The 18,408-nt window shown below is 54.6% G+C and carries 18 protein-coding genes; 4 read left to right on the top strand and 14 right to left on the bottom strand.

Annotated elements, in window-relative coordinates:
- Positions 1 to 44: 44 nt before the first annotated feature.
- From CTZ24_RS12915 to CTZ24_RS12890, 6 genes are all read right to left on the bottom strand, one after another.
- Positions 45 to 1,184, bottom strand: coding sequence for a glycerate kinase (locus tag CTZ24_RS12915; protein WP_208723725.1), 1,140 nt, complete (start codon positions 1,182 to 1,184; stop codon positions 45 to 47).
- Positions 1,185 to 1,269: 85 nt separating this feature from the next.
- Complete coding sequence (gene garR, locus CTZ24_RS12910; RefSeq protein ID WP_021184541.1) at positions 1,270 to 2,154, bottom strand: 2-hydroxy-3-oxopropionate reductase; 885 nt, start codon at positions 2,152 to 2,154, stop codon at positions 1,270 to 1,272.
- A gap of 19 nt (positions 2,155 to 2,173) precedes the next feature.
- On the bottom strand, positions 2,174 to 2,944 hold the full coding sequence (gene garL / locus CTZ24_RS12905; RefSeq protein WP_021184542.1) for a 2-dehydro-3-deoxyglucarate aldolase: 771 nt from the start codon (positions 2,942 to 2,944) through the stop codon (positions 2,174 to 2,176).
- Positions 2,945 to 2,970: 26 nt separating this feature from the next.
- Positions 2,971 to 4,302 carry a glucarate dehydratase gene (gene gudD, locus CTZ24_RS12900; RefSeq protein WP_021184543.1) on the bottom strand — a complete coding sequence of 444 codons (1,332 nt, stop codon included), beginning with the start codon at positions 4,300 to 4,302 and terminating at the stop codon, positions 2,971 to 2,973.
- Between the two features lie 10 nt (positions 4,303 to 4,312).
- A complete protein-coding gene (locus CTZ24_RS12895) occupies positions 4,313 to 5,659 on the bottom strand; it encodes an enolase C-terminal domain-like protein (protein ID WP_208723724.1) in 1,347 nt (448 codons plus the stop codon).
- 9 nt (positions 5,660 to 5,668) lie between these two features.
- A complete protein-coding gene (locus CTZ24_RS12890; protein ID WP_021184545.1) occupies positions 5,669 to 7,015 on the bottom strand; it encodes an MFS transporter in 1,347 nt (448 codons plus the stop codon).
- A 511-nt stretch (positions 7,016 to 7,526) separates the two neighbouring features.
- On the opposite strand from CTZ24_RS12890, the gene garD reads away from it, so the two are divergent.
- Positions 7,527 to 9,086, top strand: a complete 1,560-nt coding sequence (gene garD, locus CTZ24_RS12885) for a galactarate dehydratase (RefSeq protein ID WP_021184547.1) — start codon at positions 7,527 to 7,529, stop codon at positions 9,084 to 9,086.
- A gap of 78 nt (positions 9,087 to 9,164) precedes the next feature.
- Here the strand turns inward: garD and CTZ24_RS12880 are convergent, their stop codons facing one another.
- From CTZ24_RS12880 to syd, 4 genes are all read right to left on the bottom strand, one after another.
- Positions 9,165 to 9,611, bottom strand: coding sequence for a flavodoxin (locus CTZ24_RS12880; protein WP_208723723.1), 447 nt, complete (start codon positions 9,609 to 9,611; stop codon positions 9,165 to 9,167).
- An 11-nt stretch (positions 9,612 to 9,622) separates the two neighbouring features.
- Positions 9,623 to 10,402 carry a tRNA pseudouridine(65) synthase TruC gene (gene truC / locus CTZ24_RS12875; protein ID WP_021184549.1) on the bottom strand — a complete coding sequence of 260 codons (780 nt, stop codon included), beginning with the start codon at positions 10,400 to 10,402 and terminating at the stop codon, positions 9,623 to 9,625.
- Positions 10,402 to 10,731 (bottom strand): YqcC family protein, encoded by a 330-nt coding sequence (locus CTZ24_RS12870; RefSeq protein ID WP_208723722.1) that lies wholly within the window; start codon positions 10,729 to 10,731, stop codon positions 10,402 to 10,404. Before CTZ24_RS12870 ends, truC begins: the two co-directional genes overlap by 1 nt.
- A gap of 589 nt (positions 10,732 to 11,320) precedes the next feature.
- Positions 11,321 to 11,869: a SecY-interacting protein gene (gene syd, locus CTZ24_RS12865; protein ID WP_208723721.1), complete on the bottom strand. Its 549-nt coding sequence runs from the start codon at positions 11,867 to 11,869 to the stop codon at positions 11,321 to 11,323.
- A gap of 62 nt (positions 11,870 to 11,931) precedes the next feature.
- Between syd and queF the strand changes: the two genes are divergently transcribed.
- From queF to xni, 3 genes are all read left to right on the top strand, one after another.
- Positions 11,932 to 12,777, top strand: coding sequence for an NADPH-dependent 7-cyano-7-deazaguanine reductase QueF (queF, locus tag CTZ24_RS12860; protein ID WP_208723720.1), 846 nt, complete (start codon positions 11,932 to 11,934; stop codon positions 12,775 to 12,777).
- 186 nt (positions 12,778 to 12,963) lie between these two features.
- Positions 12,964 to 14,328 carry a nucleotide 5'-monophosphate nucleosidase PpnN gene (ppnN, locus tag CTZ24_RS12855; RefSeq protein ID WP_021184552.1) on the top strand — a complete coding sequence of 455 codons (1,365 nt, stop codon included), beginning with the start codon at positions 12,964 to 12,966 and terminating at the stop codon, positions 14,326 to 14,328.
- Positions 14,329 to 14,363: 35 nt separating this feature from the next.
- On the top strand, positions 14,364 to 15,122 hold the full coding sequence (gene xni / locus CTZ24_RS12850) for a flap endonuclease Xni (protein WP_208723719.1): 759 nt from the start codon (positions 14,364 to 14,366) through the stop codon (positions 15,120 to 15,122).
- A gap of 80 nt (positions 15,123 to 15,202) precedes the next feature.
- Here xni and rlmM read toward each other — a convergent pair whose 3' ends face one another.
- The 4 genes from rlmM to CTZ24_RS12830 form a co-directional block, all read right to left on the bottom strand.
- Positions 15,203 to 16,303 carry a 23S rRNA (cytidine(2498)-2'-O)-methyltransferase RlmM gene (rlmM, locus tag CTZ24_RS12845; RefSeq protein WP_208723718.1) on the bottom strand — a complete coding sequence of 367 codons (1,101 nt, stop codon included), beginning with the start codon at positions 16,301 to 16,303 and terminating at the stop codon, positions 15,203 to 15,205.
- On the bottom strand, positions 16,296 to 16,691 hold the full coding sequence (locus tag CTZ24_RS12840; protein WP_021184555.1) for a DUF423 domain-containing protein: 396 nt from the start codon (positions 16,689 to 16,691) through the stop codon (positions 16,296 to 16,298). The genes rlmM and CTZ24_RS12840 overlap by 8 nt, the downstream gene beginning before the upstream one ends.
- 50 nt (positions 16,692 to 16,741) lie before the next feature.
- Positions 16,742 to 17,659, bottom strand: a complete 918-nt coding sequence (locus CTZ24_RS12835; RefSeq protein WP_013510265.1) for a transcriptional regulator GcvA — start codon at positions 17,657 to 17,659, stop codon at positions 16,742 to 16,744.
- 335 nt (positions 17,660 to 17,994) lie between these two features.
- The gene (locus tag CTZ24_RS12830) at positions 17,995 to 18,219 is read right to left on the bottom strand and encodes a YgdI/YgdR family lipoprotein (RefSeq protein WP_013510266.1); all 225 of its coding nucleotides are present in this window, start codon (positions 18,217 to 18,219) and stop codon (positions 17,995 to 17,997) included.
- Positions 18,220 to 18,408: the final 189 nt, after the last annotated feature.

Here is an 18,408-nt window from a genome sequence, read left to right as displayed (position 1 = left end):
TTTCATGCGCGATACGGGAAAAACCGGCGCGATAAATCGCGCCGCTACAGGCTGTTGCCAACCTTAATCGTTGCCGCCACGTTACGAGCCGTCAGACGCACATTCTGCGCGGCATTCGTCAGCGCTTCTTCCAGCGAGCAGATACCAAACAACACGCTGAACACGGCATCCAGCCCATGTTCATGTACTACGCCCACATCGGCCGTCAAACTGCCCGCAATGCCGATGACCGGCTTATTAAATCGTTTTGCCACCTGCGCCACACCAATCGGCACTTTGCCGTTGATGGTCTGGCTGTCGATGCGACCTTCACCGGTAATCACCAGATCGGCATCATGCACCTGCTCGGCAAGGCCCAGCGCTTCGGTAACAATCTCGATACCGCGACGCAGGTCAGCCTGGCAAAACGCATGCAGCGCCGCACCCATGCCGCCTGCCGCACCGCCCCCCGCAATATGCAGTACATCAATATCCAGGTCGCGATGAATAATATCGGCGTAATGCGCCAACGCCCGATCCAATTGCTGTACCAGCTCAGGTGTCGCCCCCTTCTGCGGGCCAAACACCGCCGAAGCCCCTTGTTCTCCGGTGAGCGGATTGGTCACATCACATGCGACTTCGAAACGACACTGCCGAATGCGCGCATCGAGGCCAGCGATTTCAATGCGGGCTAACTGTGGCAAGGCCCCGCCGCCGTAGGCAATCTCGTTGCCCTGCTGATCCAGCAAACGCGCGCCAAGCGCCTGCATCATGCCCGAGCCGCCATCGTTGGTGGCGCTACCGCCAATACCAATGATGATATGTCCCACCCCACGATCCAGCGCGTTCTTGATCAGTTCGCCAGTACCAAAGGAGGTGGTAATCAGTGGGTCACGATGTGAGGTTGGCACCAGTTCCAGGCCGCTGGCCGCCGCCATTTCGATAAACGCGGTGCGGGCATCACCCGACAAACCGTAAAACGCATCAACAGGCTCACCCAGCGGTCCGGTGACCGTCAGCCTGACAATGCTTCCCTGCGTTGCCGCCACCATCGCTTCTACCGTGCCTTCACCACCGTCGGCGACCGGTATTTTTACGTAGTCAGCTTCAGGGAAGATGTCGCGGAATCCCGCTTCTATCGCTGAAGCCACTTCCAGGGCGGATAAACTCTCTTTATACGAATCCGGTGCGATAACGATTTTCATAGGCAATCCGAGCGCGGTTGATGACGGAAATCCGTCCTGCTAAGGCAACCTGGCTGTCCGGTATCAGCGATACCGGACGCGCGAGCTACCGGGTAATCTCAACTTTCGCTAATTTTTCATAATAGCAGGCCAGCGCACTGTGGTCGGCGGTACCCAGACCGTCGGCCTTCAGCGCCTGCATCATCTCCATCACCGCAGCGGTCAGCGGCAATTGCGCACCCACGCCATGCGAGGTGTCCAGCGCATTAGCCAGATCCTTGATGTGCAGATCGATGCGGAAGCCCGGCTTGAAGTTGCGGTCCAGCACCATCGGCGCTTTGGCATCCAGCACCGTGCTGCCTGCCAGACCACCACGAATCGCCTGATAGACCAGTTCCGGGTTTACACCCGCTTTGGTCGCCAGCGACAGCGCTTCAGACATTGCGGCAATATTCAGCGCCACAATCACCTGGTTTGCCAGCTTGGTAACGTTGCCCGCACCGATATCACCGGTGTGGACCACCGAACCCGCCATCGCTTTCATGATGTCGTAGCACTGATCAAACACCGCTTTATCGCCGCCAACCATCACCGACAGCGTGCCTTCAATTGCTTTCGGCTCACCGCCGCTGACCGGCGCATCCAGCATCTTGATGCCTTTCACTGCCAGTGCGTCGTGGACTTCACGGCTGGCCAGTGGCGCAATGGAGCTCATATCAATCACGATCAGGCCGGGTTTCGCACCATCAATGATGCCGTTCTCGCCCAGACACACTTCTTTCACCTGCGGTGAGTTTGGCACCATGGTGATCACCACATCTACCAGCTGCGCCACCTCTTTCGCGCTTTTCGCGACTGTAGCCCCCAGCTCAACCAGCTCGGCTTCACTTGCTGCGTTGTTGTCACGTACCACCAGCGAATAGCCCGCTTTCAGCAGGTTTTTACTCATCGGTTTGCCCATGATGCCCAGGCCGATAAATCCAATTTTCATTACGTTGCCCCTTGGTCAGTTACTTCTTAAATTTGTCGCACAGCGCCTGTGTGGCGTTGCGGAAAACACCCAGATCGCTGCCAACGGCAACAAAACTGGCTCCCCATTCCAGATAACGACGGGCGTCGGCTTCTACCGGAGCCAGAATGCCGCTCGGCTTACCCGCCGCTTTGGCGCGTTCAAAAATGTATTTAATGACTTTCAGTACTTCCGGATGAGCAGGCTGGCCGAGATAACCCAGCGCAGCAGAGAGATCGCCCGGTCCCACGAAAATGCCATCCACACCTTCCACCGCAGCAATGGCGTCAATGTTGTCCACCGCCAACTGGGATTCGATCTGCACCAGCACCGTGATGTTGTCGTTGATGGTGGCGTTGTAATCCGGCAGCGTGCCGTACATGTTGCTACGGTGCGATACCGACACACCGCGAATACCGGCTCCCGGATAGCGGGTGGAGGCGACGGCGCGCGTTGCTTCTTCCGCCGTCTCAACAAACGGAATCAGGAAGTTATAGAAACCGATATCCAACAGACGCTTGATGATGATCGGTTCGTTGCAGGGTGGACGAACCACCGGTGCGCTGTGGCTGCCTTTCAGCGCCATCAGTTGCGGAATAAAAGTGGTGATGTCATTCGGCGCGTGTTCGCCATCCAGCACCAGCCAGTCAAAACCCGCCAGCCCCAGGACTTCGGTGGTGATTGGGTTGGCCAGCGCACACCAGCTACCAATCAGGGTTTCTCCTGCCAGCAAACGGCGACGAAACGCATTCGGCCAGGCTGTATTGCTCATTATCTTGACTCCTGTAACGGAAAAAATTAGCGCACCAGGCACGGACGTTTGTTATCAAAAGTCCAGTTGGGCACAAGGAATTGCATCGCCTGAGCGTCATCGCGCGCGCCCAGCCCGTGTTTCTGATACAGCGCATTGGCCTGCATCACCTGATCCATATCCAGCTCAACACCCAGACCTGGTTTCTGCGGCACCTGAACCATGCCGCCTTTGATCTGGAACGGTTCTTTGGTCAGGCGTTGGTTACCTTCCTGCCAAATCCAATGGGTATCGATGGCGGTAATCGCGCCCGGCGCCGCCGCCGCGACATGCGTAAACATCGCCAGCGACACATCGAAATGGTTGTTGGAGTGCGAGCCCCAGGTCAGGCCAAAGTCGTGGCACATTTGCGCCACGCGCACCGAGCCTTGCATGGTCCAGAAGTGAGGATCGGCCAGCGGGATATCGACGGATTGCAGTGACAGGGTGTGGCCCATCTGACGCCAGTCGGTGGCGATCATATTGGTGGCGGTAGGCAGCCCGGTGGCACGACGGAATTCCGCCATCACCTCGCGTCCGGAATAGCCCTGTTCAGCCCCACACGGGTCTTCAGCATAGGCCAACACGCCCTTCAGCTGTTTCCCCAGCAGGATCGCTTCATTCAGCGACCAGGCACCGTTCGGATCGAGGGTGACGCGCGCCTGTGGGAAACGCTTCGCCAGTGCGGTGACCGCCTCGGCCTCTTCACCACCACGCAGCACACCCCCTTTCAGTTTGAAATCATTGAAGCCGTATTTTTCATACGCCGCTTCCGCGAGACGCACCACGGTATCCGGCGTCAGCGCTTCTTCATGGCGCAGGCGATACCAGTCGCATTTGTCATTTTCCTGGCTCTGGTACGGCAGCGAGGTTTTCTTGCGATCGCCGACGTAGAACAGATAACCCAGCATTTCTACCCGGTCGCGTTGCTGACCATCACCCAGCAACGACGCCACATTGACGCCCAGATGCTGGCCGAGCAGATCGAGCAGAGCCGCTTCAATCCCGGTCACCACATGGATGGTGGTGCGCAGGTCAAACGTCTGGGTGCCACGCCCGCCAGCATCACGGTCGGCAAAGGTACTGCGCACCAGGTTAAGAATGTTTTTGTACTCGCCAACGGTTTTATGTACTACCAGCGCTGCCGCATCTTCCAACGTCTGACGAATCTTCTCGCCGCCCGGAATCTCCCCAACTCCGGTATGGCCCGCATTGTCTTTAATGATGACGATGTTACGGGTGAAGAAAGGGGCATGTGCGCCGCTCAGGTTGAGCAACATGCTGTCATAACCGGCCACCGGGATGACCTGCATGGATGTAATTTTCGGTGTCTGACTCATTTCCTGCTCCTTAAACTTTGCTGCGACCGAAGGCCGGACGCTTACGGTCGAACGACCAACCGGGAACCAGATATTGCATCGCCGTGGCGTCGTTGCGCGCGCCTGCCGGCAGAGATTTGTACAGCGCATTGGCTTGTTGCAGACGATCCCAGTCCAGTTCAATGCCGAGGCCGGGTTTGTCCGGTACGGCGATTTTGCCGTTGCGGATTTGCAGCGGCTCTTTGGTCAGACGCTGGTCGCCTTCCTGCCAGATCCAGTGGGTATCAATGGCGGTGGGTTTACCGGGTACGGCCGCGCCAACATGGGTGAACATCGCCAGCGAAATGTCGAAATGGTTGTTGGAGTGGCAACCCCAGGTCAGGCCCCAATCGTCACACAACTGCGCCACGCGCACCGCGCCACTCAGCGTCCAGAAATGCGGGTCAGCCAACGGGATATCGACAGCATTCAACATCACCGCATGGTTCATTTCACGCCAGTTGGTGGCGATCATGTTGGTGGCCACCGGCAGGCCGGTGGCGCGACGGAACTCCGCCATCACTTCGCGACCAGAGTAGCCTTGCTCAGCCCCACAAGGGTCTTCCGCATAGGTCAGGACATCCCCCATGCCTTTACACAGGCTGATGGCCTCATCAAGCAACCAGGCCCCGTTGGGATCGACGGTGATACGCGCATCCGGGAAACGTTTTTTCAACGCCACCGCAGAAGCAATTTCCTGCTCACCCGGCAGCACGCCGCCTTTCAGTTTGAAATCTTTGAAACCGTATTTGTCCTGCGCTGCCTCCGCCAGACGCACTACCGCGTCCGGCGTTAATGCTTCCTGATGGCGCAGGTGATACCAGTCATGGCTGGCAGCTTCGCCGCCCAGATACGGCAGATCAGTTTTACGTCGATCACCAATGTAGAACAGATAACCGAGGACCACGACTTCATCACGCTGTTGACCCGGGCCAAGCAGCTCCGCCACCGGAACCCCCAGGCACTGACCAAGCAAATCCAGCAGCGCGGCTTCCAGCGCAGCCACCGCGTTGACGCGCAGTTCAAACGTCCACGCACCTTTACCGAAGGTATCGAAATCCGCCGACTGGTTGCCTTTGTGCACCTGCTGCACCAGGCGATTCATACGCGCCACCTGCTGGCCTTTCACCTGCGGAATCGCATCCACCAACGTCTGATAAATGGTTTCGCCACCCGGCGCCTCACCGACACCGGTATGCCCGGCGCTATCGGTCAGCACCACAATGTTGCGGGTAAAACAAGCGCTGTGTGCGCCGCCGATGTTGAGCAGCATGCTGTCGTAACCGGCAACCGGAATCACCTGCATATCGGTGATAACCGGGGTACTTTGCGTATTCATGCTCTGTCCTTATGCCCGATGTTTCAATTCGACACGTTTGATGTCCCCGGCAATCACCAGGAAGCTGAACGCTGCGACGAAGGCGTGGATACCGACATAAATCAGTGCACCTTCAAAAGAACCGCTGGTGGCAATGATGTAGCCAATGGCGATCGGGGTGACAATGCCGGAGAAGTTACCGAACATGTTGAACAGACCGCCGCTCAGGCCGCTGATCTCTTTCGGCGCGGTATCCGCCATCACTGCCCAGCCCAGTGCCCCGATGCCTTTACCAAAGAACGCCAGTGCCATAAAGAACACCACCACCCACTCAGTTTGGGTGTAGTTACACATCACCATACTGATGGACATCAGCATGCCGACCACAATCGGGGTTTTACGCGCAATGTTCAAAGAACCGGTTTTACGCATCAGGTAATCGGAGATCACCCCGCCCAATACGCCACCAAGGAAGCCGCATATCGCTGGAACGGAGGCGATAAACCCGGCTTTCAGAATCGACATACCACGCGCCTGCACCAGATATACCGGGAACCAGGTGATAAAGAAGTAGGTCAAGGCGTTGATACAGTACTGGCCGAGATAGATACCCAACATCATGCGAGAGGAGAGCAGCTGTTTGATTTGATAGAACTTCTCTCCCCAGCTGACTTTGTGCTCGGACTTCTTGCTGTCCATATTGATCAGCGCACCGCCCTGCTCCATATACTCCAGCTCAGCCTTGTTGACGCCAGGATGATCGTTAGGATCATGAATCACTTTCAGCCAGATAAAGCTGATGATGATGCCCAGTCCACCCATAAACCAGAACACATGCGCCCAGCCCACTTCCGAGGTCAGCCAACCCATAATCGGCGCGAAAATTACCGTGGCGAAGTATTGGGCGGAGTTAAAGATAGCCACGGCAGTGCCGCGCTCTTGCGCAGGGAACCAGGCAGCAACGATACGGCTGTTACCAGGGAACGACGGTGCTTCAGCCAGCCCCACGAGGAAGCGCAACATAAACAACGAAGCCACAATGCCGAAGCCGCTGAACAGGTCGACGAATCCTTGCAGGAAGGTAAACAGCGACCAGGTGAAGATGCTCCAGAAGTAAACGCGTTTGGAGCCGAAGCGGTCGAGCAGCCAACCGCCGGGTATTTGGCCGATAACATAAGCCCATGAGAATGCTGAGAAAATATATCCTAAACCGACCGAGTCAAGGCCGATATCCTTGGACATAGCAGAACCGGCAATCGAAATCGTTGCACGGTCCCCGTAGTTGAAAGAGGTGACGATAAACAACATCACCACAATCCAGTAACGGGCGTTGGTGCGCTTTTGCACCGCTTCCGCTGTCTGGCTAAAACTATTCATGATGCACTCCTGAAATATAGCGGTAGCTACATTCACTCTGACTGCATACACATCGCGTTGGGTATCAGAATGATGTTTGGTTAAACACGGCGATTTTTATATTGGCAATACGATGATGCGTCGTGACGAATAACCTAACGTTGGATAACGAGAGCCAGTATAGGAACAGGCGGAGAGCGAAACACTGGAAGAAAGCCCGATGATTTCATCACCTGGATACATATTTTATGGCGTTTGCACATAACGCTGCGGCATGGCTCACGGAACCATCAAAATCAACCCAACAATGGTTAATTAACGTACAGCCTTATGACGCTTTGTGAGTCCCTTCACTTGTGTTTGGTGAAACGTCTCAAACTGACGCAATAAAATCGCTAAAAGCCAGTCAGTTGCACAATGTATTGGGTAATACCCCTGCATATACTAAGGCTGGCAAAAAAAAGATGGCGTGACGGAAGCAATCAATGACACCGCGTTGCCATGTACAGCGCGGCAGAATGGAAGGTGAGCAATGAACCGACCTCTAAGCGAGAAACCGCTTTATATTAAAGTGCACGATAGCGATAACGTCGCCATCGTGGTGAATAACCAGGGGCTGCCTGCGGGCACCCGCTTTGACGATGGGCTGCAACTGACTGAGCATGTGCCGCAGGGCCACAAAGTCGCGCTGGCTGATATTCCTGAGCAGGGCGCGATTGTGCGCTACGGCGAAGTGATCGGCTATGCGCTACGTCCGATTGCTCAGGGCAGTTGGATTGAAGAGTCGCTGGTGGCGCTGCCCGAAGCGCCCCCTCTCGCCAGCCTGCCGCTGGCGAATAATGTCCCACCGGATTTACCGCCACTTGAGGGTTATACCTTCGAAGGCTACCGCAATGCCGATGGCAGCGTGGGAACCCGTAATCTTCTCGGCATCACCACCAGCGTGCATTGTGTCGCGGGCGTGGTGGATTACGTGGTGAAAATTATCGAGCGGGATCTGTTGCCGCGTTATCCCAATGTTGATGGCGTAGTGGCGCTGAATCACCTGTATGGTTGTGGTGTGGCGATCAACGCGCCGGCGGCAGTGGTACCGATTCGCACCATTCATAACCTGGCGCTGAACCCCAATTTTGGCGGCGAAGTGATGGTGGTTAGCCTCGGTTGCGAGAAATTACAGCCGGAACGCCTGCTCACCGGCACGCCCGATGTACAGGCCATTTCGCTGGACGATAACGACATTGTGCGTTTGCAGGATGAGCGTCTGGTCGGCTTCGGCGCGATGGTGGATGAGATTTTGCAGGTCGCTGAGCGCCACCTGAAGCGACTGAATCAACGCAAGCGCGAAACCTGCCCGGCTTCTGAGTTAGTCATCGGCATGCAATGTGGCGGCAGCGATGCGTTTTCCGGTGTCACCGCTAACCCGGCGGTGGGTTTTGCTTCTGATTTGCTGGTACGTTGCGGCGCGACAGTGATGTTTTCTGAAGTGACTGAAGTGCGCGATGCAATCCATCTGCTGACGCCGCGCGTGGTCGATGAGGCGACCGGCAAACGTCTGCTGGAAGAGATGGCATGGTATGACGACTACCTCAGCCTCGGTCAAACCGACCGGAGCGCCAACCCCTCGCCCGGCAACAAAAAAGGCGGCCTGGCAAATGTGGTAGAAAAAGCGCTGGGATCGATTGCCAAATCAGGCCGCAGCCCGATCGTTGAAGTGCTGTCTCCAGGACAGCGACCTACCAGGCGCGGTTTGATCTATGCGGCGACCCCCGCCAGCGATTTTGTCTGCGGTACACAGCAGATGGCATCCGGCATTACGTTGCAGGTATTTACCACCGGTCGCGGTACGCCGTATGGTCTGGCGGCAATTCCGGTGATCAAGATGGCTACGCGCAGCGCACTGGCTGAACGCTGGCATGATCTGATGGACATCAATGCGGGCACCATCGCCACCGGCGAGGAGAGTATCGAGCAGGTGGGTTGGCGGTTGTTTGAACTGATTCTGGATATTGCCAGCGCACGTAAGCAGACATGGTCAGATCGCTGGGGCATTCGCAATCAGTTGGCGGTGTTCAATCCGGCACCCGTGACCTGATAAAATCTGGTACGCATTAACACGTAGCGGCGCGATTTATCGCGCGGATTTTTGGCGATAAATCGCGCCGCTACGGAATTACAACAATTTACCCCAGTTTTCCACCCAGGGTGTCGTCACGGATTCCGGCTCCGGATCTTCTGTCGCATCTACCGTTAACAGGTCACCGACACGTTTGGCGCTCTGCTCCTGCAACAGCGCATCAAAGGTTTTACCCGCGCCGCAAAAGTTATCGTAGCTGCTGTCGCCCAGCGCAATTACGCCGTAACGCAAGTCAGGTTGATAGCCCAGTTGATCTTTCACCGCATGGTACAGCCCGGCGATACTATCGGGAAAATCGCCTTGTCCAGTGGTGGAGGTGATAATCAACACCACATCCTGCTGATAATCCTGCCACTGCGCCAGCGATGGGTCTTCAAAGACTTTCACTTCATGACCCTGCGCCTGCAACACCGGCTCCGCCTCTTCCGCAACCAACAACGCATTGCCGTAAACCGTACCTACAAAAATGCCAATCTTTGCCATCAAGCCGCTCCTTATTCTGTTGGCTTATCCTGGACTGCCTCATCGGCAAACTCAACCCTGGGAACATCAGGGATCTGATCCTGCCAGCCAAACTGATGCAGCATCTGCTGCCAGACGGCATCCAACCCGGCACGAATCACCAACGGCTCCCCTGTCACCGGATGATTCAGACTCAGCGCACTGGCATGCAACATCAGGCGATCAAGACCAAAATTTGCTGCCGCACCACGATTCTGGCGCAGATCGCCGTGCGTGGTATCACCAATAATGGGATGGCGCAGATGCGCCATATGGCGTCGCAGCTGATGCTTACGCCCGGTGCGCGGTTGCATCTCCACCAGACTGTAACGCGCGCTGGCATAGCGGCCAATCGCCACAGGCATCTCGGTGTGGGCCAGCATCTGAAAGTCGGTGACGGCCGGTTGCGGGCCACGCGGTTCGGTGGCGAATTTATCGGCGATTTTGTCGAGTTCCTCGACCAACGGATAATCCAGCGTGCCGCTTTCCGTCAGCCAGCCACGCAGCACGGCATGGTAGGTTTTGCGGATTTGATGTTGCTCAAATTGTTGAGCCAGCAGCCGGCCAACCTCGCTCGACAGTCCCATCAACAATACGCCGGAAGTGGGGCGATCGAGCCGGTGTGCGGTAAAGACGTGCTGACCGATCTGATCGCGCACAGTCTGCATCACCACCACTTTTTCTTTGCGGTCGAGCCAGCTTCGGTGCACCAGCCAACCCGCAGGTTTATTGACCGCGACCAGCCACTCGTCCTGATAAATAATTTCCAACATCAGGCTGTGGGTTCCGAAAATAAGGCATCAAGCTGGCGTAAGGTCAGCAACAGCATGGGATGGCCCGGCGTGCCGGGAGGAAGCGCCATTTCATAATAATGCGCTACGGCGAAGTTTTGCGGCAAGGGTGCACCGGCGTCAATCAGCGCCTGCATACGCGGGATCAACACCCACTGTAACCACTCAAGAGGTGCTAGCGTATCAAGGCAAAAGGGCTGGGTACTGGCAAACGCTGCCGCATCGGGGGATTGCGTCTGCCAGTGGTCGTGCTCGCGCATCACCGCTTCGACCTGCTGTAGCCGCTGCAAAATAAGTTGTTGCGACGACATGCGCCACCTCCAGAGAAAAATCGGGCGGCAAGCATATCACTTGTCGGGCGATGCTCAAAAAACGCATAAAAAAAGGGGAGCACTGTAATTACAGTGCTCCCGGTTCGTTTGCAGCAATCCCGCCACCGCTGTGCTCCCTGCTCATCCGTGACAACTTTTCCTGTGCTGTCCTTCGCTTGTCATCCTGACATTGGTCCTTAGCATCCTGGCCCGCCACATCCCGCGTGGCTCTCATTCTCCGTCCTGGAGGTGTCCCTGACTCACTCCTGAGTGTCCTGCTTCATCATGAAGCCTTCCGTGTGCCGTAAACTCCGTTACGCTCCAGCCCCCTGGCTGACATTCTCCTGAACATCGCTTAATCCGTGGCTTCCTGCCAGTGGTGACTATTCTGGCAGAAACTATCGCGTAAACAAGGTACTAAAAGCCGTTACATCAGTCAGTTATCGAATTATTTTCGGACTGCTGCCATAAACTCATGATTCACAATATTTTTACAAGCCTGGCTTCCTGAATTCTTCAGTACAATTTGCCGATCTCTCACACGCTATGTGAGAGATCTCTTACACAGATACAGGCCAATGTCTGCAATTTACTCGCTAACTGGTTGTAAGTTATTAAGAAACATCTTAATTTCTGGGGATAATACTTCGCGCTTTTTGCTACCAGGATGCTCAAGAATAACTTCACCGGTAAGATTGCACAGGGAGATGACATCCTGTTCGGAATCAGTGGTGGCGATAAATAAAGTGGGGCTTTGCTTCAGGCGACGCTTCATGACCAGATGACCAATCAAATTCTCCTGTAGCCGCGTGAAGTCGTCCTCACTCCATACCTGTAGCAAGGTCATATCCTGCTGCTGAAAACGGGCGGTCATATCACCGGCAAACTGAGTGGTGTAAAACGCGGTGATTTCGGGCCGAAGCTCAATCTCCAGTGCGCGCTCAACCGCAGCCAGCGTGGCAGGCAAGGTAAAAGGCTGTGGCTGCCACAACACACGACCATTCACCGTGCTCTGTATACAAGGGGAAGGTACGCCAAACAGTTCACTGCTTGCAGGTAAATGCCCGGTGCGCTGCTGCCATTCGTCACAATATCGGGCGGTAAAATCGCGCAGAGCATCCACGGTTTGCTGCATCATTCATCTTCTCGCTTCTGATAGGTTACACTTAGCCACTTTGATGGATTTTAGTGGTAACCGTTATGTCTACTGAACAACAGGATCAGGTATTAAGCGGCCTGACCTTGGGTAAACCCACGGCGTATGTCGATCATTACGACCGTTCGCTGTTACAGGCTGTGCCACGCAGTCTCAATCGCGAACCGCTGGGGCTGTTTCCCGACAACCTGCCTTTTCACGGCGCAGATATCTGGACGCTGTACGAACTCTCCTGGCTTAACAGCAAAGGCGTACCACAGGTGGCGGTAGGCGAAGTGGTACTCAACGCTGCGAGCCGCAATCTTATCGAGTCCAAGAGTTTCAAGCTCTATCTTAACAGTTTTAATCAGACGATTTTCGCCGACTGGGGGGAAGTTCGCCAAACGCTGGAGCGTGATCTCAGCGCCTGTGCTGAAGGTGAAGTTAGCGTGGCGCTGTTCCGCCTCGGTGAAATCGAAGGCCAACCGATCGGTCATTTTACCGGTGAACTGATCGATGAACAGGACATTGAGATTCACGACTATGCGTTTAGTGCCGATCACCTGGCGCAGGCCGCTGGCCACGACATTATTGAAGAAACGCTGGTCAGCCATGTTCTGAAATCTAACTGTCTCATCACCCACCAGCCTGACTGGGGTTCGGTGATGATTCGCTATAAAGGCCCACGGATCGATCGTGAAGCACTGCTACGTTATCTGGTGTCTTTCCGTCAGCACAATGAGTTTCATGAACAGTGCGTTGAGCGCATTTTCAATGACATTCAACGCTTTTGCCAACCGGAAGCGCTGACGGTCTATGCCCGTTACACCCGCCGTGGTGGGCTGGATATCAACCCGTGGCGTAGCAATGTGCCCTTCTCACCGGGATTTTCCCGCCTGGTTCGCCAGTAACAGATTGCGAGATACCTCGCAGGCCGCGGCACGGATGCGCGGTTCCACTTGAGCATTGACCGCAGACAAGGCTACTCTGTCCAAGGCGCGGGCGGCTAACCGTGCGCGACCAGGGATATTCGTCACTGTGCTCAGGAAGTTAAGCACAGCGTCATCAGTCACGCGCTTGCGTGTAAAGGAGTTCTCTTGATTACTCATATTAGCCCTCTTGGCTCGATGGATCTGCTCTCCCAGTTGGAAGTCGATATGCTGAAACGCACCGCCAGCAGCGACCTGTACCAACTGTTTCGCAACTGTTCACTCGCGGTGCTCAATTCTGGTAGTCAGACCGACAGTAGTCATGAACTGCTTTCCCGCTTTGAAAGCTTTGATATCAACGTATTACGCCGTGAGCGTGGCGTTAAACTTGAACTGATCAACCCACCGGAAGAAGCCTTTGTCGATGGCCGGATTATCCGCTCATTACAGGCGAACCTGTTTGCCGTACTGCGCGACATTCTGTTTGTGAATGGCCAGCTTTCCGCTGCCGAACGCTTTCAGAATCTGGATGCTGAAGACTCGGCACATATCACCAACCTGGTCTTTTCTATCCTGCGTAACGCCCGTGCGCTGCACGTCGGTGAGTATCCCAATACCGTGGTGTGCTGGGGTGGTCACTCGATTAACGCTGTGGAATATCAGTATTGTCGTAACGTCGGCACACAACTTGGCCTGCGCGAACTCAATATCTGTACCGGCTGTGGTCCGGGGGTGATGGAAGCGCCGATGAAAGGTGCCGCAGTGGGTCATGCACAGCAACGCTATCGCGACAGTCGTTTTATTGGCCTGACTGAGCCTTCAATCATTGCCGCTGAACCACCGAACCCGCTGGTCAATGAATTGATTATCATGCCGGATATCGAAAAACGTCTCGAAGCCTTCGTGCGTATTGCCCACGGCATCGTGATCTTCCCTGGTGGCGTTGGCACCGCGGAAGAATTGCTGTATCTGCTTGGCATTCTGATGAACCCGCAGAATAGCGATCAGGTACTGCCGTTGATTCTGACCGGCCCGCAGGAGAGCGCTGATTACTTCCGCGTTCTGGATGATTTTATTGTCAGCACGCTGGGCGAAAGTGCGCGCAAACATTACAAAATTATTATTGATGATGCTGCCGAAGTGGCCCGCCTGATGAAGCACGCAATGCCGCAGGTGAAAGAGTATCGTCGTGAAACCGGTGATGCATACAGCTTTAACTGGTCAATTCGTATCGTGCCGGACCTGCAACTGCCGTTCCTGCCTACCCACGAAAATATGGCTAACCTGAACCTGTATACCAATCAACCCGCAGAAAAACTGGCGGCAGACCTGCGTCGAGCCTTCTCTGGCATTGTCGCCGGTAACGTGAAAGAAGTGGGTATTCGCGAGATCCGCGAAAAAGGTCCGTACAAACTTCATGGCGATCAGGACATCATGCACCGCATGGATGAACTGCTACAGGGCTTCGTCGCCCAACACCGCATGAAACTGCCGGGCACCGCGTATATCCCCTGCTACGAAATCATCAAATAACTCAGGAAGGCAGCCTGCGGGCTGCCGCTATCATCATGTCTTTCCATCTTCTTATTGTTGATGCCCTGAACCTGATCCGTCGTTTACATGCCGTTCAGGGCTCACCATGCCGCGATGCCTGCGTGGCAGCATTACATCAGTTGTTGGGCCATACCCGCCCGACACATGTGGTTGCGGTGTTTGATAGTGCCACACGCCAGCCTGGCTGGCGTCATACGTTATTGCCGGATTACAAGGCGGGCCGTCCACCGATGCCGGATGATTTGCAGTCGGAAATGCCTGCCATCCAACAAGCGTTTCAGGCGGCAGGGGTCAGTTGCTGGATCGCCGATTTGGACGAAGCCGATGATCTGGCCGCCACACTGGCGGTCAAAATGGCTGATGCCGGACATCAGGCAACCATCGTTTCGACAGACAAAGGTTATTGCCAACTGCTGGCCCCGAATATCCGCATTCGCGATTACTTCCAGAAACGCTGGCTGGACGTCCCCTTTATCGAACAAGAGTTCGGCGTCACACCCGGTCAATTGGCGGATTACTGGGGATTGTGTGGCATCAGCAGCAGCAAGATTCCCGGTGTGGCGGGCATCGGCCCGAAAAGTGCGCGGGAACTGATTGCGCAATTTGGTTCGCTGGAAGCGATTTACCAGCAGTGGGATCAAGTGCCAACAAAGTGGCAGGGGAAATTGCAGGCACAGCGTGATATGGCGGAGATTTGCCGCCAGGTCTCGACATTGAAGCGGGACCTGGTATTGCAGGGCAATCTGAATACGCTGCGGTATAACCACCAATAATGTTGCTCATTAACACGAATTCGTAGCGCCGCGACTTTCAACATCAGCGCGATAATCGCGCCGCTACGTATATAGCAAAATTAGCGTTCGTCGCGGCGACCACCGACGGCGGCCCAGATACGGCGCACATGCACCGTCACTTCTTCGCGATCATGATAGAGCTGACGCGCCTGAATCTGCGCATTGATACCATGCTCTTTCAGGGTGGCATCGATCATTGCCAGATTTTGCGTCACCTCTTCGTAGCGCTTTTTCATCGGCAGCTTGAGGTTAAAGATCGCCTCGCGGCACCAACCATTGACCAGCCATTCGCTCATCAGGCTGGCAACGCGCACTGGTTTTTCCACCATGTCGCACACCAGCCAACTGATGTTGTTACGCGGTGGGCGGAAACGGAAACCATCTTCACGGCAATGCGTAACCTGCCCGGTATCCATCAGGCTCGGAGCCATCGGGCCATTATCAACCGCATACACCATCATGCTGCGTTTCACCAACTGATAAGTCCAGCCGCCGGGGCATGCCCCCAAGTCAACCGCCCACATCCCACTGCCCAAACGTTCATCCCATTCGTCAGCCGGGATAAAGACGTGAAACGCCTCTTCCAGTTTTAAAGTGGAACGGCTCGGCGCATCGGCCGGGAACTTCAGACGCGGAATGCCCATATAGAACGGCGAGTTATTCTGCGGCAATGAGTAGCCGACATAACAGGTGCCGGGCGCAATAAAGAACACATGCACCACTGGACGCTTCGGGCTTTCGTAGTTGAGCAGAATTTTATTTTCACGCAGGCTGGCACGCAGCGGCACGGTAAATTTGCGGCAGAATTTGGTCAGCTCTTTGGCTTCATTCGTGTCCGGCACTTCAACACGCAATTCACCGCCCTTCTCCACCACGCCCGTCAGCATACCGACAATCGGTGAAATACGATCTTCTGGCGGCAAATCACGCAGCAACTCACCCACCACCACCATCTGGCGGGCAAAAATCAGTTCAGCAAACGGCAACTGGCTGATCAGTTTTTCTGCATCTTCCTGTTGGTAGCACTCAAATAACACATAACCGGCATCATCTTTTACGCGCGGGAAACCATAGATCTCACGCACAGCCGCTTTCGCACTGATCTCTGCCGCACACTCTTTCTCAAAGCCGGGACGGCAATAGAGTAAAACTTTATTCATGGCGTTCTGCCTTTCGTTTCAGACGCAGTGCGCCAATCAACATCAAAAACCAGCCAATCAGGAAGCCAAAGCCACCGACTGGCGTTACAAATACCCAAAACTTCAGATGCGACAGCGCCAGGCAATAGAGGCTGCCGCTGAACAACACGGTGCCCAAGGCTAACGCCGCGCTGCTCCAGTAAAACCAGATATTGGCACGGCGCAACATCGCCGATGCAAGACCGATAATCGCCAGCGTATGATAGGCCTGATACTCAAGGCCGGTATGAATCCACGCCATCTCAGCTGGGCCAAGGGATTTACTCAACACATGGGCACCAAAAGCACCAAAAGCCACCAGCGTGAAACCGCTAATGGCTGCAAAAATAAACATCGCACGACTGGACATCAAACAATCCTCAGAGTGAATACGCACGTCACTGTGCAACAATCAACGCGTTAGTGATCGTAACGAAAACGAAATTTCTCTTGTTCGGTTGCGGCTTTGGCCAGGATCCACTGTCGAAAGGCGGCTATTTTACCCAGTTCTGCCTGACTGTCATGACAAACCAGATAAAAAGCATTTTTACTGACCAATACGTCATTAAAAGGACAGACCAGACGACCCGCTTCAATTTCGCTCTGCGCCATCACATTATTCGCCAGCGCCACGCCCTGACCGTGAATCGCCGCCTGCAACACCATCGCGCTGTGACTGAAAATCGGTCCCTGCTGCACGTTAATGTGCTGCAAGCCTAGCTGGCGGATATAGGATTGCCAGTCACGGCGTGAGGCATCGTGCAGCAGTGTGAAGTGCGCCAGATCAGCCGGTGACTTCAGAGGATGGTCCCCGGTCAGCAATAACGGTGAGCAAACCGGCAACAGATATTCCGCGTAGAGTTTCTCCACGCGTAACCCCGGCCAGTTGCCACGACCATAGAAAATCGCCACATCCACATCATCCGCCAGTTTCTCTTCATCGCGGTCAACGGCCTGGATGCGAACATCAATACCCGGATAAGCTGTATTAAAGCTGGAAAGACGTGGCACCAGCCACTGAATGGCAAAGCTCGGCAGCAGGCTAACCGTCAGCGCCCCTTTGGCGCTGCGTGCCTGTAGTTTACGCGTCGCATCGTTTAGCGCGGAGAAAATTTCCTTGATATCCAGATAGTAGCTTTGCCCTTCTTCCGTCAGCAAAAGCGAACGATTCCTCCGGCGAAATAGCTTAAGACCGAGAAAATCTTCCAGAGATTTAATCTGATGGCTGACAGCTGCCTGGGTAACAAACAGCTCCTCAGCAGCTTTGGTAAAGCTTAAATGGCGTGCCGCAGCATCAAAGACGCGTAAAGCATTCAGCGGGGGAAGGCGTTTTGACATGGTTTTCCGTATCCGGATCAACAGAGTAATACTGCAACTTATAACAAGTCATACGGTATTAGTTTTTTTAATCCGAGACATTATAAATTGTCCGTTGAGGAAGCTCCAGCAAATACCTATAGTTGCCGCACTTCCTAAGCCGGAACGAAAAGATTTCTGGAAATGTGCGTTAGTTCGCAGACTTTTGGAGAGCTTTTGGCTTGTGGTCGTGATGTTGTGTTTGCATTTTGATCTGACGATTGCAGATCAAGCTTTTAATTCCTGTAGATTTACCCTGTCTGTCCAAAGTGATTTACATAGCACCGCAAATTGCGGTGCTTTTTTTTATCTGTCGATTACTGCCCCATCTCAACCATCTCTTTGACATCTGAGCGGTTAATCTGCTGCTGGTTGCCATTGGCATCTTTATAGCTGATCATACCGGTATCATCGTCTACTTTAGGTTTGCCAGAAGCAACAATGGTGCGGCCATCATTGGTATGCATCACGTAGTTGCTGGAACAGGCAGCCAGGGTAAAGGCCATGGTACACACGGCCAGCACTGCGGCGAGTTTTTTCATTTTCTATCTCCTTGCAGATTGATTGCATCAAACCACCCGCGAGACGCTGACCAGAGGCAGCTGAAAAAGTGAAATCGACTGGTAAAGGTCGATTTCTAATGCGGGTTTTGGTTTAAACCTTGCAATAATTAGCATAACGCACTTTCCCAGCTTTGCCAGGTTACAGACCGACTTTCAGTCTGGTCCTAA

Source organism: Pantoea phytobeneficialis, from assembly GCF_009728735.1.
GTDB classification, from domain to species: domain Bacteria; phylum Pseudomonadota; class Gammaproteobacteria; order Enterobacterales; family Enterobacteriaceae; genus Pantoea; species Pantoea phytobeneficialis.
The sequence above is the reverse complement of the archived record's forward strand: the minus strand, read 5'-3'. Positions and strand labels throughout refer to the sequence as shown.